The 15,389-nt window shown below is 72.0% G+C and carries 14 protein-coding genes; 5 read left to right on the top strand and 9 right to left on the bottom strand.

The features are described from left to right. Positions 1 to 759, top strand: a complete 759-nt coding sequence (locus tag DOO78_RS02685; protein ID WP_111468166.1) for an ABC transporter ATP-binding protein — start codon at positions 1 to 3, stop codon at positions 757 to 759. 349 nt (positions 760 to 1,108) lie between these two features. Then, positions 1,109 to 2,737 (top strand): inorganic phosphate transporter, encoded by a 1,629-nt coding sequence (locus DOO78_RS02680; protein ID WP_111468165.1) that lies wholly within the window; start codon positions 1,109 to 1,111, stop codon positions 2,735 to 2,737. A gap of 21 nt (positions 2,738 to 2,758) precedes the next feature. On the opposite strand, the gene DOO78_RS02675 is transcribed toward DOO78_RS02680, so the two are convergent. From DOO78_RS02675 to DOO78_RS02665, 3 genes are read right to left on the bottom strand one after another with little or no spacing between them, the layout of a single operon-like run. Further along, positions 2,759 to 3,622, bottom strand: coding sequence for an MBL fold metallo-hydrolase (locus tag DOO78_RS02675; protein ID WP_111468164.1), 864 nt, complete (start codon positions 3,620 to 3,622; stop codon positions 2,759 to 2,761). A gap of 5 nt (positions 3,623 to 3,627) precedes the next feature. Beyond that, entirely contained in the window at positions 3,628 to 4,800 is a 1,173-nt protein-coding gene (locus DOO78_RS02670) for a serine hydrolase domain-containing protein (RefSeq protein ID WP_111468163.1), read from the bottom strand. Continuing rightward, positions 4,797 to 5,990 carry an LLM class flavin-dependent oxidoreductase gene (locus DOO78_RS02665; protein WP_111468162.1) on the bottom strand — a complete coding sequence of 398 codons (1,194 nt, stop codon included), beginning with the start codon at positions 5,988 to 5,990 and terminating at the stop codon, positions 4,797 to 4,799. Before DOO78_RS02665 ends, DOO78_RS02670 begins: the two co-directional genes overlap by 4 nt. Positions 5,991 to 6,157: 167 nt before the next feature. Between DOO78_RS02665 and DOO78_RS02660 the strand changes: the two genes are divergently transcribed. From DOO78_RS02660 to arfB, 3 genes are read left to right on the top strand one after another with little or no spacing between them, the layout of a single operon-like run. Next, the gene (locus DOO78_RS02660) at positions 6,158 to 7,534 is read left to right on the top strand and encodes an ethanolamine ammonia-lyase subunit EutB (protein ID WP_111468161.1); all 1,377 of its coding nucleotides are present in this window, start codon (positions 6,158 to 6,160) and stop codon (positions 7,532 to 7,534) included. Next, positions 7,531 to 8,307: an ethanolamine ammonia-lyase subunit EutC gene (eutC, locus tag DOO78_RS02655; RefSeq protein WP_111468160.1), complete on the top strand. Its 777-nt coding sequence runs from the start codon at positions 7,531 to 7,533 to the stop codon at positions 8,305 to 8,307. The genes DOO78_RS02660 and eutC overlap by 4 nt, the downstream gene beginning before the upstream one ends. Further along, a complete protein-coding gene (gene arfB, locus DOO78_RS02650; protein WP_111468159.1) occupies positions 8,304 to 8,726 on the top strand; it encodes an alternative ribosome rescue aminoacyl-tRNA hydrolase ArfB in 423 nt (140 codons plus the stop codon). The genes eutC and arfB overlap by 4 nt, the downstream gene beginning before the upstream one ends. 18 nt (positions 8,727 to 8,744) lie before the next feature. On the opposite strand, the gene DOO78_RS02645 is transcribed toward arfB, so the two are convergent. The 6 genes from DOO78_RS02645 to DOO78_RS02620 form a co-directional block, all read right to left on the bottom strand. Continuing rightward, positions 8,745 to 9,818, bottom strand: coding sequence for a BMP family ABC transporter substrate-binding protein (locus DOO78_RS02645; RefSeq protein ID WP_111468158.1), 1,074 nt, complete (start codon positions 9,816 to 9,818; stop codon positions 8,745 to 8,747). A gap of 32 nt (positions 9,819 to 9,850) precedes the next feature. Then, on the bottom strand, positions 9,851 to 10,780 hold the full coding sequence (locus tag DOO78_RS02640; RefSeq protein WP_111468157.1) for an ABC transporter permease: 930 nt from the start codon (positions 10,778 to 10,780) through the stop codon (positions 9,851 to 9,853). Next, entirely contained in the window at positions 10,773 to 11,843 is a 1,071-nt protein-coding gene (locus DOO78_RS02635) for an ABC transporter permease (protein ID WP_243634311.1), read from the bottom strand. Before DOO78_RS02635 ends, DOO78_RS02640 begins: the two co-directional genes overlap by 8 nt. Further along, complete coding sequence (locus tag DOO78_RS02630; protein WP_111468155.1) at positions 11,827 to 13,371, bottom strand: ABC transporter ATP-binding protein; 1,545 nt, start codon at positions 13,369 to 13,371, stop codon at positions 11,827 to 11,829. The genes DOO78_RS02635 and DOO78_RS02630 overlap by 17 nt, the downstream gene beginning before the upstream one ends. 105 nt (positions 13,372 to 13,476) lie before the next feature. Next, complete coding sequence (locus DOO78_RS02625) at positions 13,477 to 13,917, bottom strand: PepSY domain-containing protein (protein ID WP_165838681.1); 441 nt, start codon at positions 13,915 to 13,917, stop codon at positions 13,477 to 13,479. 467 nt (positions 13,918 to 14,384) lie between these two features. Continuing rightward, the gene (locus DOO78_RS02620; protein ID WP_111468153.1) at positions 14,385 to 15,356 is read right to left on the bottom strand and encodes a tripartite tricarboxylate transporter substrate-binding protein; all 972 of its coding nucleotides are present in this window, start codon (positions 15,354 to 15,356) and stop codon (positions 14,385 to 14,387) included. Between the last annotated feature and the right edge of the window lie 33 nt (positions 15,357 to 15,389).

Genomic DNA, 15,389 nt, shown 5'->3' with positions numbered 1-15,389 from the left:
ATGCGGACGGGCGCCGGGCCCGGCGCGGCGCCCGTGCTCGAGGTGACGGGCCTCGCGGCCGGCTACGGCAAGATCGCCGTGCTGCACGAGGTCTCGCTCCGCATCATGCCGGGCGAGGTGGTGGCGCTGCTCGGCCCCAACGGCGCCGGCAAGACCACGCTGCTGCGCGCCGTCTCCGGCCTGCTGCCGCTGAGCGGGGGTGAGGTGCGCTTCGCCGGCCAGGACATGCGGGGCGCCGGTCCGCGCGAGGCGGCGCGCGCCGGCCTCGTGCATGTCATCGAGGGGCATCGGGTCTTCACCCAGATCTCGGTCGCCGACAACCTGTTGCTGGCCGGCTACGACCTGCCGCGGGCCGAGCGGGCGCAGCGGATCGAGGAGGCGCTCGAATACTTCCCCGAGATCGCCGCCAAGCGGCAGGACCGCGGCGGCGCGCTCAGCGGCGGCCAGCAGCAGATGCTGGTGGTGGCGCAGGGGCTGGTGCGGCGGCCGCGGCTGATGATGCTGGACGAGCCCTCGGCCGGCCTCTCGCCGGTGCTGGTCGACCGCGTCCTCGGCGTCGTCGCGGCGCTGCGGGAGAAGGGCACCTCGGTGCTGCTGGTCGAGCAGCTCATCGAGAAGGCGCTGGCCGTCTCCGACCGGGTCTATGCCATGGTGCAGGGGCGGATCGCGCTGGAGGCGGCGGCCGACGAGCCGGACCTGCCGCTGCGGCTGGAGCGCAGCTATTTCGGTGGCGAGTCGCCGCTGCACCTGCATGGCTAGGGCGTGATCGGATGGAGCATGCCGCGCGGAAGCCTGGGACTGCGGCAGGCTCCCGGGTTGCGGCGCTCCGCGCCCCGCCTCGCGCCACATGCCGACCGGCGACGGGACGGGCGGATTTGCATTCTGAACCAGCACGCAAGCCTTACCAGCGGCCGTACGCAAGGTGAGGGATTGTTTATTCGATATCAAACGGGAACCAGCCAAGCCGAGTAGCATCAAGCCTTTGCTGGGCCCCGCGCCCCTGGCCGGCCCCGCTGCTCGTTGACGCGGCGCCATCTGTCATGGTCCCGACATCGAACCCGGCGCAGGCGCCGCCTAGCCTCCCCGAACAAGGATCGGGATGGGGATGATGTCGGACGCTGCGTTGGACCGGGGCCTCGCGCCTGCGCATTCACCCAGGCCGGACCTCGACCGCAGGCCGCACTCGTTCGGCGCCATCGCCTTCATCCTGGTGCTGGCGGGGGGCCTTGCCTATGCCGCCTTCAGCATCGCCGGCGATGTGGGCGCGGCGGGCCAGCACGAGATCGCCACGGCGGCGCTGGTGCTGCTCGGCATCGCTCTGCTGACCGCCCTCGGCTTCGAGTTCGTCAACGGCTTCCACGACACCGCCAATGCGGTGGCGACCGTGATCTACACCCACAGCCTGCCGCCCCTCACCGCCGTGGTGTGGTCGGGCTTCTGGAACTTCCTCGGCGTGCTGACCTCGAGCGGCGCGGTCGCCTTCACCGTGGTCACCCTGCTGCCGGTCGAGCTCATCCTGCAGGTCGGCAGCGGCGCCGGCTATGCCATGATCTTCGCCCTGCTGATCGCGGCGGTGATCTGGAATCTCGGCACCTGGGCGATGGGCCTGCCGAACAGCTCCTCGCACGCGCTGATCGGCTCCATCATGGGGGTAGGCATCGCCAACCAGCTGCTGGCGCCTGAAGGCCAGAACACCTCCGGCGTCGATTGGGCGCAGGCGGTCGGCGTGCTGGAGTCGCTGCTGATCAGCCCGATGATCGGCTTCGTGCTGGCCGCGCTGCTGCTTCTCGCCATGAAATTCGTGGTGCGCAACCCAGCGCTGTATCGGGCGCCCGAGGGCAACAAGCCGCCGCCGGCGCCGATCCGCGCCCTGCTCGTGCTGACCTGCACCGGGGTGTCCTTCTTCCACGGCAGCAATGACGGCCAGAAGGGCATGGGGCTGATCATGCTCATCCTGATCGGTGCCGTGCCCACCGCCTATGCGCTGAACCGCTCGATGCCGGAAAGCGCGACGCCGGCCTTCCTTGAGACCACGCGCCAGGCGCAGTCGGTGTTCGAGGCGCATGCCGGTGGCGCCAGCCCGCCCGCCAGCGCGGCGGCCGCGCGCGGCGTCATCGGCGACGCGCTGAAGACGCGCCAAGTGGGCAGCCCCGAAGTGTTCGCGGCCCTTGCGACGCTCACCGCCGATATCAGCCGGCAGGTGCAGAGCTACGGCGCCATCCGGGCGGTGCCGGCCAGCGTCACGGCCAATGTGCGCAACGACATGTATCTCACCTCCGACGCGGTGCGCGTCATGGGCCAGCACCCGCCGGGCTTCAGCGAGGCGGAGCTGGCCTCGCTCAAGTCGCTGCGCGCGGCCCTCGACCACAGCACCAAATTCATCCCCACCTGGGTGAAGGTCTCGGTGGCGCTGGCCCTCGGCCTCGGCACCATGGTGGGCTGGAAGCGCATCGTCGTGACGGTGGGCGAGAAGATCGGCAAGACGCACCTGACCTATGCGCAGGGCGCCTCGGCCGAGATCGTCGCCATGGCGACCATCGGCATGGCCGATGTCTACGGCCTGCCGGTCTCGACCACCCATGTGCTCTCGAGCGGCGTCGCCGGCACGATGACGGCGAACGGCTCGGGCCTGCAATGGGCGACCGTCCGCAACCTGGCGATGGCCTGGGTGCTCACCCTGCCGGCGGCGATCGTCATCGCCGGCTCGCTCTACGTGATCTTCCGCCAGGTTTTCTGACCTGGCGGATCACCCGCGCGCCTACCAGCAGACCAGCAGCCGGTAGCCGGCCCCGTCCCGCACCACGCGGCCGGCGCTCGGTCCCGCGAAATGCGTGCCGACCACCAGCACCGGCCGCCCCGCCAGCCCGCCGAAGATGGCATGCCGCGTCGCCTCGGCCTGGCGCGGGTCGCTATCGGCGGTCGAGCTCCAGTCCGGCCGGGCGAGCTGGCAGGGGTGGTGCGCGATGTCGCCGGTGATCAGCGCCTCCTCCCCGGCGGATCGGATCAGCACGCTGACATGCCCCGGCGTGTGGCCGAAGCTCGGCACCAGTTGCACCTCCTCGCAAAGCCGGTGATCCGCCTCCACCAACTCGGCGAGGCCGGCATCGAGGATCGGCTGCACAGAATCGGCGAAGACCGCGCGCTGGCTGTCATCCCCCGCCTCCGGCCGCGACCAGTGCGCGAATTCCCGCCGGCCGAAGACGTAGCGCGCCCGTGGGAAGCTCGGCACCCAGCGCCCGTCCAGCAGCCGCGTGTTCCAGCCCACATGGTCCACATGCAGATGGGTGCAGAGCACGGTGTCGATGCTCTCCGCCGGATAGCCGGCCTCGGCCAGATCCTCGAGGAAGCGTCCCTGGCGGCCGTTCCAGTGCGGAATCCTGCGCCCCTGCTTGTCGTTGCCGAGGCAGGTATCGACCAGGATGCGCCGGCCCGCCGGCGTCTCGATGATCAACGCATGGATGCTGAGGCGGAGCCGCCCTGCCTCGTCGGCGAAATGCGGCGCCAGCCAGGGGATGCCGCGCACCTCCTCCGGCGTCGCCTGCGGCAGCAGGAAGCGGCTGCCGCCGGCCATTTCCAGCTCCACCACCTTGTTGATCGTGACCTCGCCAATCGTCCAGCGCATGCCGCTCAATCCACGATCGCCGCATAGACCATGTCGCGCATCAGGCCGCGATAGTATTCCCGCTGCCCTGGCCCCTGCATCATGAAGACGGCGAAGAGTCGCTCGGCCGGATCGACCCAGAAGGTCGTGCCGGCCAGCCCGCTCCAGTAGTACAGGCCGACCGAGCCGGGCGTCACCGCCAGGCCGCGGTCCCGCCGCACGGCGAAGCCGAGCCCGAAGCCGAAGCCGGGCGGCAGCAGGTCGGGGCTGCCCGGAATAGCGCCGAGATGGTCGGCGGTCATCAGCTCGACCGTCTTGCGCGAGAGGATCCGGCCACCTTCCGTCGCGCCATTCGCGGCGAGCATCTGCAGGAAGCGGGCATAGTCGGCGCTGGTCGAGACCATGCCGCCGCCGCCGGATTGGAATTGCGGCGCCTCGCGCACATCCAGCAGGGCGACCTCGGCGCCGCTCTCCGGGTCGCGCGCGAAGCCACCGGCGAGGCGATGCTGCTGGCCCGTCGGCACATGGAAGCCGGTATCGACCATGCCGAGCGGCGCGCAGATGCGCTCGGCCAGGAAGGCGCCGAGGGATTGCCCGGCCACCACCTCGATCAGCCGCCCGAGCACATCGGTCGAGCGGCTGTACTCCCAGCGCGTGCCCGGCTGGTGCAGCAGCGGCAGGGTGGCGAGCGTCGCCACCTGGTCGGCATTGGTCTGCGCCCGGCGGGCGATCCGCGCCGCCGCATAGGCCTGGTGGACGGGCCCGGTACCAAGGAATTCGTAGGTGAGGCCGGAGGTATGGCGCAGCAGGTCCTGGATGGTGACCGGCGCCGCGGCCGGCACCGTGCCGCCGCCCGGCGCCGCCACGCGCAGCCCGGCGAGATCGGGCAGGTAGCGGCCGACCGGCTCGCCGAGCTGCAGCCGCCCCTCCTCCATCAGCAGCATGATGCCGACCGAGACCAGCGGCTTGGTCATGGAGTAGATGCGGAAGATCGCATCCGTGCGCATCGGGTCCGCCGCGGCAGGGTCGCGCCGGCCATGGGCCCGGTGCCAGGCGATCCGGCCCTGCCGCCCGACCAGCACCACCGCGCCAGGCAGGTGGCCGGCGGCGATGCGCTCCTCCAGCACCGCGCCCAGCCGCTCCAGCCGGGCCGTCGAGAGGCCGACCTCCTCCGGCCGCGCCAGCGGCAGCGGGCTCATTCCGCCGCCGCCCGCACCGCATTCGGCCCGAAGCGCTCGCGGAAGGGCTCGGTGTCGATCTCTTCCAACGCGATCTCGCCCGCAAGCACCTTGCGCTTCCAGTCCTGATGCGCCGGCTCGCGGGCATGGAATTCCGGCATCACCTCGCGGGCGAAGAGCTCCAGGCTTTCGCTGATATGCTCATGCGTGTTCTTGCCGGCCTGGTTGAGCAGGATGACCTGGTCGATGTTCGAGGCCTCGAATTTCCTGAGCTTGCGCCGCAGCGTCTCCGGCGAGCCGATCAGCCCGCCCGAGAGGGCGCGTTGCAGCGCCTCGGGATTGGCGCGCTTCCAGGCCTCGTACTCGTCCCAGAGGCTGACCGTGCCGGGCTTCGCCCGCTCCCGCCCCTTGGCGGCGTTGTAGTAGCGCAGCGCGAACTGGAAGAAGGTGACGCCATCGGCACGGCGCCGCGCCTCCTCGTCCGTCTCGGCGCACATGAAGTAGCTGACGATGGCGATGTTCGGGTTGGTCTCGTATTCGGCCAGCTTCTCCTGCCGCTTGACGAAGCTGTTGTAGTAGGCGTGCACCCAGGCATGCGCCGCATCGGCCGAGAGGAATTGGAAGCCGAGCGCCCCCATGCCGCGGCGGCCGGCCATCTCGATGGTCTCGAGCTGCGAGCAGGCGACCCAGAGCGGCGGGTGCGGCCGCTGCAGCGGCTTGGGCAGCACGTTGCGCAGCGGGAATTTGAAATAGGGGCCGTCGTATTCCCAGCCCTCCTGCGTGAACATCGGCAGGACGCAGCGCACCGCATCCTCCCAGACCGCGCGCTTCTCCTCCATGCTGCGCTCGAAGGGGCCGAGCTCGGTGATGCTGGCGCCCTCGCCGATACCGAGCTCGACCCGCCCGTCGCTCAGCAGGTCGAGGCAGGCGACGCGCTCGGCGACCCGGGCGGGATGGTTGGTGGTGAGCTGGATGATGCCATGGCCGAGGCGGATCCGCTTGGTCCGCTGGCTGGCGGCGCCGAGGAAGACCTCCGGCGCCGGGGAGTGCGAATACTCCTCGAGGAAGTGGTGCTCCACCTCCCAGGCATAGTCGTAGCCGAGCCGGTCCGCCAGCTCGAGCTGCGACAGCGCATCATGGTACAGGTCGCGCTCGCTGCGCGGCCCCCAGGGCTTGGGCAGTTGCAGCTCGTAGAAGACGCCGAATTTCATGCGCGTTCCCTCCGCGACGGACAGCCCTTGCCGGGCCCTTCCCGGCAAGGCTGGTCCCGGGCGCCCCGCAGCGTCAAGCCACGGGGCCCGCCGCCCTCCTCGGCGTCCCCGGGGCGCCCTCCCCGCAGCAGGGGATTCCGCGTAAAGGAGAGGGCCAGGAGGGTCCCATGGGCTTCGCGCAGGCGGTCGGCGGCACGCGCTACCTCTTCCCCGATCTGCGCACCCTGCTGGCGCGGGCGACGCCGCTCCGCTCCGGCGACGTGCTGGCCGGCCTCGCCGCCGGCAGCGCGCAGGAACGGGTGGCGGCGCAGCGGGAGCTGGCCGACCTGCCGCTGCGGCATTTCCTTACCGAGGCAGTCATCCCCTATGAGGAGGACGAGGTCACCCGCCTCATCCTCGACCGGCACGATGTGGCCGCCTTCGCCCCGGTCGCGCATCTGACGGTGGGCGGCTTCCGCGACTGGCTGCTCTCCGAGGCAGCCTCGCCCGCCATGCTGGCCGCGCTGCGCCCCGGCCTGACGCCCGAGATGGTCGCCGGTGTCAGCAAGATCTGCCGGTTGCAGGACCTGGTGGCGATCGCCGCGAAATGCCAGGTCACCACCCGTTTCCGCAACACCCTCGGGCTGCCGGGCCGCCTCTCCATCCGGCTGCAGCCGAACGACCCGGTGGACGACCCGCGCGGCGTCGCCGCCGCCATCCTGGACGGGTTGCTGCTCGGCGCCGGCGATGCCGTCATCGGCGTCAACCCGGCGACCGACAGCCTGGACAACACCCTCCGCCTGCTCGAGCTGCTGGATGCGGTGCGGGACCGCTACGCCATCCCGACCCAGAGCTGCGTGCTGGCGCATGTCACCACCACCCTGCTCGCCATCGAGCAGGGCGCGCCGGTCGATCTCGTCTTCCAGTCGATCGGCGGGACGGAGGCGACCAACCGCAGCTTCGGCGTCAGCCTCGCCCTGCTGCGCGAGGCGCGGGAGGCGGCGCTCGGCCTCGGCCGCGGCAGCCTCGGCCAGGACCTGATGTATTTCGAGACCGGCCAGGGCAGCGCCCTCTCGGCCGAGGCGCATCACGGCTGCGACCAGCAGACCATCGAGGCGCGGGCCTATGCGGTGGCGCGGGAATTCCCGCCCCTGCTGGTGAACTCGGTGGTCGGCTTCATCGGCCCGGAATACCTGTTCGACGGCAAGCAGATCACCCGCGCCGGGCTGGAGGATCATTGCTGCGGCAAGCTGCTCGGCCTGCCGATGGGGGTGGATGTCTGCTACACCAACCATGCCGAGGCCGATCAGGACGACATGGACGCGCTGCTCACCCTGCTCGGCGTCGCCGGCGTCACCTACATCATGGGCGTGCCCGGGGCGGATGACGTGATGCTCGCCTACCAGTCCAGCTCCTTCCACGATGGCCGCTATCTCCGCGCCGCGCTCGGCAAGCGGCCGGCGCCGGAATTCGCCGCCTGGATGGAGCGGATGGGGCTGGAGGCGGCAAGCAGCGCCGGCGAGCTGCCGCCGCGCCTTGCCCCGTCGCTGGCGGGGCTGGCATGAGCGCCGCCGATCCGCCGGCCGCCCCCCCGGACGCGCCATCGGCACGATGGAGCGAGCTGCGCCGCTTCACCGCGGCGCGCGTCGCCCTCGGCCGCGCCGGCAACGGCTTGCCCACCGCGGCGCATCTCGATTTCCAGGAGGCGCATGCTCGGGCCCGCGACGCGGTGCAGTCCGCCCTCGACCCGGCGGCGCTGGAGGCGGCGCTGGCGCCGCTCGGCCTGCCGGTGCTGCGCGTCGCCAGCCAGGCGCCGAACCGCCGGGCCTATCTGCTGCGCCCCGATCTCGGCCGGAGGCTGCGGGAGGAGCACCGCGCCCTGCTGCCGCCGGCGCCGGGCAGCCTGCTCTTCGTCATCGCCGATGGCCTCTGCGCCACCGGCGTGCAGGCGCAGGCCCCGGCGGTGATCGGCCATGCCCTGCCGCTGCTTCGCCAGGCCGGCATCCCGCTGGCGCCCATCGTGCTGGCCGAGCAGGCCCGGGTCGCGCTCGGCGACGAAATCGGCGGCGCCATGGGGGTGCGTCTGGTCGCCATGCTGATCGGCGAGCGGCCAGGGCTGATGGCACTCGATTCCCTCGGCCTCTACCTCACCCATGCGCCGCGGCCGGGGCGCAGCGATGCCGAGCGGAACTGCATCTCCAACATCCGCCCCGGCGGGCTCTCCCCCGCGCAGGGCGCCGGCAAGCTGGTCTGGCTGGCGCGGGCGGCGCTCGGCCAGGGGATGACCGGCGTCGCGCTCAAGGACGAGCAGCCGCGCCAGGACCTGCTGCCGCCATGATCCGCGTCACCAACCGCATCAGCCTGGACGAGTCGGAGTTGCAGGAGGAGTTCCTGCGCGCCTCCGGCGCCGGCGGCCAGAACATCCAGAAGGTGGAGACGGCGGTGCAGCTCCGCTTCGACATCCTCCGCAGCCCCTCCCTGCCCGAGCCGGTGCGGCAGCGGCTGCTGCGCCTCGGCGGGCGGCGCGTCACCGGGGAGGGCGTGCTGGTCATCACCGCGCAGCGGCACCGCACCCAGCTCCGCAACCGCGAGGATGCGCGGGAGCGGCTGCTGGCCCTGATCCGCGAGGCGGCGACGCCGCCCCCGCCGCCACGCCGACCGACCAGGCCGACGCTCGGCGCCAAGACCCGGCGGCTGGAGGGCAAGGCGAAGCGGGGCGACGTCAAGCGGCTGCGCGGGCGGCCGGATGCCGAGTGAGTCACGCGGCGCGCAGGTTCACAGCTTGCCCTGCACGCCCTCCAGGAACCAGTTCATCGATAAGATCTCGGGATCCGTCAGCGCCTTGCCCTCCGGCAGCTTCACCGCGCCGGACTGGTCCCGGAGCGGGCCGGAGAACACCACCAGCCGGCCGGACTTGATCGCCTCGGTCTGCGCCGCGACCTCCGCGAGCAGCGGCGCCGGCAGGGCCGGGTTGAAGCGGGAGAGCTTCACCATGCCGCTCGCCAGCCCGCCCCAGACATCGCCGCTGGTCCAGCCGCCGTCGATCGCCTTGCGCACCCGGTCGATGTAGTAGTCGTCCCAATGCATCTCGACCGCGGTGGTATGGGTCTTGGGCGCGTATTTCAGCATGTCGCTGTCATAGCCGCTGCACCAGACGCCCTTCTCCTCGGCCGCCTGCACCACGGCGGTGCTGTCCGTGTGCTGCGTCAGGTAGTCGGCGCCCTGCGCCACCAGCGTGTCCGCCGCGGCGCGCTCCTTGCCCGGGTCGAACCAGGAGCTGGTGAAGACCACCTTGATCACGGCCTTCGGATTGACGCTGCGGGCACCGAGCAGCATGGCGTTGATGCCCTGGATCACCTCCGGGATCGGAAAGGCGGCGACATAGCCGATGGTGCCCGATTTCGAGAGCCGGCCGGCGATGATGCCAGTGAGGTAGCGCGGCTCGTAGTAGCGGCCGGAATAGGTGGCGAGATTGGCGGCGCGCTTGTAGCCCGTTGCGTGCTCGAACTTCGCCTTGGGGAAGGCGCGCGCCACCTTCTCCACCGGGTTCATGTAGCCGAAGGAGGTGGCGAAGACCATCTGGTTGCCGTCCTGCGCCAGGCGGCGGATGACGCGCTCGGCATCGGCGCCCTCCGGCACGTTCTCCACATAGGCGGTCTTCACCGCCGGGCCGAGCGCCGCCTCCACCGCGCGCCGGCCGAGCTCGTGCTGGAAGGTCCAGCCGGCATCGCCGATCGGCGAGACATAGACGAAGCCGACCCGGAAGGGATCGGCGGCGCGGGCCGGGCGCAGCGCGGCGGCGCCGAGCAGCGCGGGCAGGGCGAGAAGCGGGCGGCGGTGCAGGCTCATGCGGCGCGGTGTCCCATGGTGGAGCGGCGGTATCATCCGGCGGCGGTGAAAGGCTTGCCCAGGGCGGCCGGCGCGTTCAGCTTCCGCCGCGTCTCGTCGCGGGAGATCAGCACCAGCACGACCACCGTGGCGAGATAGGGCAGCATCGAGAGAAGATGCGGCGACACGTCCAGGCCGAGGGCGCCGGCCTGGAATTGCGCGATGGTGACGAAGCCGAAGAAGAGCGCGCCGATGGCCAGCCAGACCGGCTTCCAGGCCGAGAAGACCACCAGGGCGAGGGCGATCCAGCCGCGGCCGGCCACCATGTTCTCCGTCCACATCGGCGTGTAGACCAGGGAGAGATAGGCCCCGGCCAGCCCGGCCATGGCACCGCCGAACAGCACCGCCGCATAGCGCACGCGCAACACGCCGTAGCCGAGCGCATGCGCCACCTCATGGCTCTCGCCCACCGCGCGCAGGATCAGGCCCGATCGGGTGCGGTAGAGGAAGAATCCGACCAGCACCGGCAGCAGCAGGGCCAGCCCGAGCAAAGGATCGAGCAGCATGAGCTGCTGCGCCACCGGCCCGGCGGCATCGAGCCCCGGCCAGATCACGCTGGCCAGGCCGGGGATCGGCGTGCCCTGCCAGGGCAGCCCGATCAGCGCCGAGAGGCCGGTGCCGAAGATGGTCAGCGCCAGGCCGCAGGCCACTTGGTTGGCGCCCAGCGTCAGGGTCAGCAGGCCGAAGAGCAACGCCATCAGCATCCCCGCCAGCGCCGCGACCATCAGGCCGAGCAGCACCTGGCCGGTGGCGACGGTGGCGATGAAGCCGGCGGCGGCGCCGACCAGCATCATCCCCTCGACGCCGAGGTTGAGCACGCCGGAGCGCTCGGCGACCAGCTCCCCGAAGCCGGCGAGCAGCAGTGGCGCCGCGGCCCGCAGCGTGGCCACCAGCAGGGCGAGCAGGACGAAGCCGTCAGGCATGCCGGCGCGCCATCCAGACCAGGCGATGGTCGATGAAGACGTCGCTGGCCAGCAGGAAGAAGAGCAGCATGCCCTGGATCGTGCCCGTCGCGGCGAGCGGCAACTGCATCGAGACCTGCAGCTGCTCGCCGCCCAGGTAGATCAGCGCCATCAGCAGCGCCGCGGCCAGGATGCCGAAGGGCTGCAACCGGCCGAGGAAGGCCACGATGATGCCGGCGAAGCCGTAGCCGGGCGACATCACCGGCTGCAGCTGCCCGACCGGCCCCGCCGCCTCGCCCACGCCCGCCAGCCCGGCCAGGGCGCCGGAGAGGCAGAGGGCGAACCAGACGCTGCCCCGCTCCGGGAAGCCGGCATAGCGCGCGGCCCGCGGCGCCAGGCCGATGGTGCGCAGCCGGAAGCCCGCCGCGGTGCGGGCGAGCAGCAGCCAGGCGAGCGGCACCGCCAGCAGCGCCAGCAGGGCGCCGGCATGCAGGCGCGAGCCCTCGACCAGCACCGGCAGCAGCGCATCCGGCTCGAACATCCGGCTCTGCGGGAAGTTGAACCCCTCGGGGTCGATCCAGGGGCCATGCACCAGCCAGCCGAGGATCTGCACCGCGACATAGCTGAGCATCAGGGTGGTCAGGATCTCATGCGCGTGGAAGCGCGTCTTCAGCAATGCCGGGATCGCGGCCCAGGCGGCGCCGCCCGCGGCGCCGGCCAGCAGCGTCGCCGGCAGGATCCACCAGTGGCCCCCGCCGCCGAAGGCGAGCGCGATGCCGCCGCCGGCGATCGCCCCCATGGTGAGCTGCCCCTCGGCGCCGATGTTCCAGAGGCCGGCCTGCACCGCGATGGCGATGCCGATGGCGCAGAGCAGCAGCGGCGTCGCCTTCAGGCCGAGCTCGGTCAACCCGTCCAGCGTCGCAAGCGGATCGATGAACAGGGTGCGCAGCGCCAGCAGCGGATCGTAGCCGAGCGCGGCGAAGACTAGGCCGCCGCCGGCCGCGGCCAGGACCGCCGCCAGCACCGGCGAGAGCCAGAGCATGGCGCGCGACGGCTCCGGCCGCGCCTCAAGCCGTAGCGGCATCAGCCATGCCTCGCGCCGTCCCCTGGCCGCCCATCAGCAGGCCGATCGCCTCGATGCTGGTCTCCCCGACCGGCCGGGGCGGCGAGAGGCGGCCGCCGGCCAGCACGGCGATGCGGTCGGCGATCGCCAGCAGCTCGTCCAGATCCTCGCTGACCACCAGCACCCCGGCCCCGGCCGCGGCGAGGTCCAGCAGCGCCTGGTGGATGGCGACCGCGGCGCCGATATCGACCCCCCAGGTGGGGTGCGCCGCGAGCAGCACGCGCGGGCCGGCATCGATCTCCCGCCCGACGATGAATTTCTGCATGTTGCCGCCTGAAAGGCTGCGCCCCTTGGCCGCGACTCCCGCGGCGCGCACGCCGAAGCGGACGATCAGCCGCGCCGCCAGCGCCCGGATGGCGCGCCGGTCGAGCAGGCCATGCGGCGCCGTGCGGGCATCGAGCCGCGTCAGCAGGGCGTTCTCGGCCAGGCTGTAGCCAGCGACGGCGCCGCGGCCGAGGCGCTCCTCCGGGATGAAGGTCAGGCCCAGCGCCCGCCGCGGCGCCGGGCCGAGGCCGCCGATGGGCCGGCCCTCGAGCGCGATGCGGGCCGGCGCCACGCGCCGCTCGCCGGCCAGCGCCGCCAGCAGCTCCGTCTGGCCGTTGCCGGCGACCCCCGCGATGCCGAGGATCTCGCCGGCCCGCAATTCCAGGGTGACGTCGCGCAGCGCGGTGCCGAAGGGCTCGGCCGGCGGCAGGCTGAGACGGTCCACCACCAGGCAGGGCGGGCCGGACTGCCGTGGCGGCGGCCGCGTGGTGTGGGCGACGCGGCCGCCGATCATCATCTCGGCCAGGGCTTCCGCCGTCTCGGCCCGCGGGTCGCAGCGCGCCACCACCCGCCCGGCCCGCAGCACGGTGGCGGCGTCGCAAAGCCCGCGGATCTCCTCCAGCTTATGGCTGATGTAGAGGATCGAGCAGCCCGACGCCGCGAGCCGCCGCAGCATGCCGAAGAGGCCCGTCACCTCCTGCGGCGTCAGCACGCTGGTCGGCTCGTCCAGGATGAGCAGCCGCGGCCGTTGCAGCAGGCAGCGCAGGATCTCGACCCGCTGCCGCTCGCCGACCGAGAGATGGTGGATGGGCCGCCCGGGATCGACCGCGAGGCCGTAGCACGCCGCGACCTGCCGGATCTCCGCCGCCAGCGCCGGCAGCGGCCGCGCGCTGCCGAGGCCAAGGGCGATGTTCTCGGTGACGGTGAGGCTCTCGAAGAGCGAGAAATGCTGGAAGACCATGCCGATGCCGAGGCGTCGCGCGGCATTCGGGTCGGCGATGGCGACGGGGCGGCCATCCCAGGTTATCTCGCCGGCATCGGGGGCGACGACGCCGTAGACGATCTTCATCAGGGTGGACTTGCCGGCGCCGTTCTCGCCGATCAGGGCATGGATCTCGCCCGGCGCCACGCGCAGCGCGATGCCGTCATTCGCCAGCACGCCGCCATAGCGTTTGACGATGCCCGTCAGGGCCAGGCGGGGCGGGGCGGGCGGCAGCATGCTCATGCAGGCCGGCGGGCGAGCGCGGACCGGCCGGCGCTCATGTCCGGCGGCGCCGGCAGGCCGGGCCCGGGGCGGGGCGCGCCATCGCCAGGGCGGTCCCGGCGAGGCTCAGCGTATCACCGTGCCGGTGCGGGCATTGACGCGCAGCTCGACCGGCGTGTCGCTCTGGCGGGCACGGAGATGGATCACCTCCCCCTCCCGGCCTGCCTCCTCGACATCGGTGTAGCCGCGCTCCTGCAGCAGGATGCGTGCCTGACCCTCAGTGAGCATCGGGGCGTCGCGCGGCGCGCCGGTCAGCGCGTCGATCCGCAGCTCCGGCACCTTCTCGCCATAGCGCGTCGCGTCCGAAACCTTGTAGGTGTCGCCCTGCCGCTCCACCTCGCCGATCTCGTTGTAGCCCCGCGCCCGCAGCACGGTGCGCACCTGGTCGACGGTCAGCCAGGCGGGATCGGTCTTCTGGGCCGGTGTGTCCTGCGCCGGCGCCGGGAGTGGCGCCGCACAGGCCAGGACAAGGCACAGGATAGGGGCAAACGAGTGCCGCACGGGCATGGCGCAAACTCCGACATGGCCCGTCCCCGGGCAGAATGGCCGGACTAACCGCGCCGGCTGGGGAAGGTTCATGCCGAGACGCTAGCCGCTGGCGGCCCGGTCGTGAACCGCCTTCGCGCCGGCGCCGTTCACATGCCTTCACGGCCCCTGCCCCGCACCGGCATTCGACCGCGCGTTGCGCACGGTCCGAGGCCGTCGTGGCGATCCCGTTCCACGGCCCGCCTAGCGCGACGGACCCTGTATGCACAGGCGAATTAGCCTTCCGGATCATCGCGCAACATCGCGCGATGCGCGTCACCAGGAGCCGACGAGCCGGCGCGATTTGCCGGCCGGGCTGGCCCCGCCGATTCCCGCCCTTCAAGCGCGATTCGCCCCCGCATCATATTCCATCGTGGTGTTGCGCGAGCCTCTTCACGCGGTCCGATGCCGCCACCCGATCAGGTGAGGCCACCTGATCGGGATCTGCCCTAGTCGGCATAGGCGCCGGCCGCCTGGATGATCGGCCGCCAGCGCGCCACCTCCTCGGCCAGGAAGCGGCGGTGGAAGGCGATGGTCTGCCGTTCCGGGGCCGGGATGTCGGTCAGCAGCTCGGCGTAGCGCTGGCGCAGCTTCGGCTCCTGCAACGCGGCGCGCATGGCGGCGGAGATCTTCTCCTGGATCGGCTCCGGCGTGCCGGCCGGCGCGTAGAGCCCATGCCAGGTGCTCATGGCGATGCCGCCGAAGCCGGCCTCCGCCGTGGTCGGCACCGCCGGCAGGCCCGGCAGCCGCTGCGGGCTGCTGACGCCCCAGGCCCGCACGCGGTTGTCGCGGATATAGGGGATGGTGTTGGTCGCCTGGTCGCAGAGCAGGTCGATCCGCCCGGCCATCAGCTCGGCGATCGCCGGCGCCGTGCCGCGGAACACCACGACGGTGGCCCGGTTGCCGGCCGCCTGCTGCACCAGCAGGGCGCAGAGATTGGCCGCCGAGCCGAGGCCGGCGGTCGCCATGTTCAGCGCATCGCCGCGCTGCGCCAACGCCGCCATCACCGCGGCGAGGTCCTTCGCCGCGAAATCCGGGCGGGTGACGATGGTCATCGCCGCGTCGGAGACTAGGCCGAGCGGGGCGAAGCTGCCCGGCACGTCATAGGGCAGGGACCGGTAGAGCGTGGCGCTCGCCGCCATGCCGATATTGTTGATCAGCAGCGTGTAGCCATCGGGCTTCGACTGCACCATGCGCTGCGGCCCGACGATCGAGCCGCCGATGCTCTCGACCACCACCGGCTGGCCAAGATGCCGGCCCATGCTGTCGGCGACGATGCGGGTGACGGTGTCGGTCGGCCCGCCGGCGGCGCCGGCGGCGATGATGGTGACGGGGCGGGTCGGGTAATCCGCCTCCTGCGCCCGCGCGGTGCCGGCCAGGATGAGCGGAGCGGCGAGCAGGCCGCGGCGCGTCGGATGCATCGTGGAGTCTCCCAGCGCGCGATCCCGCGACGA

The sequence above is a fragment of the Roseicella frigidaeris genome (genome assembly GCF_003258945.1).
Classification (GTDB): Bacteria; Pseudomonadota; Alphaproteobacteria; order Acetobacterales; family Acetobacteraceae; genus Paracraurococcus; species Paracraurococcus frigidaeris.
The sequence above is the reverse complement of the archived record's forward strand: the minus strand, read 5'-3'. Positions and strand labels throughout refer to the sequence as shown.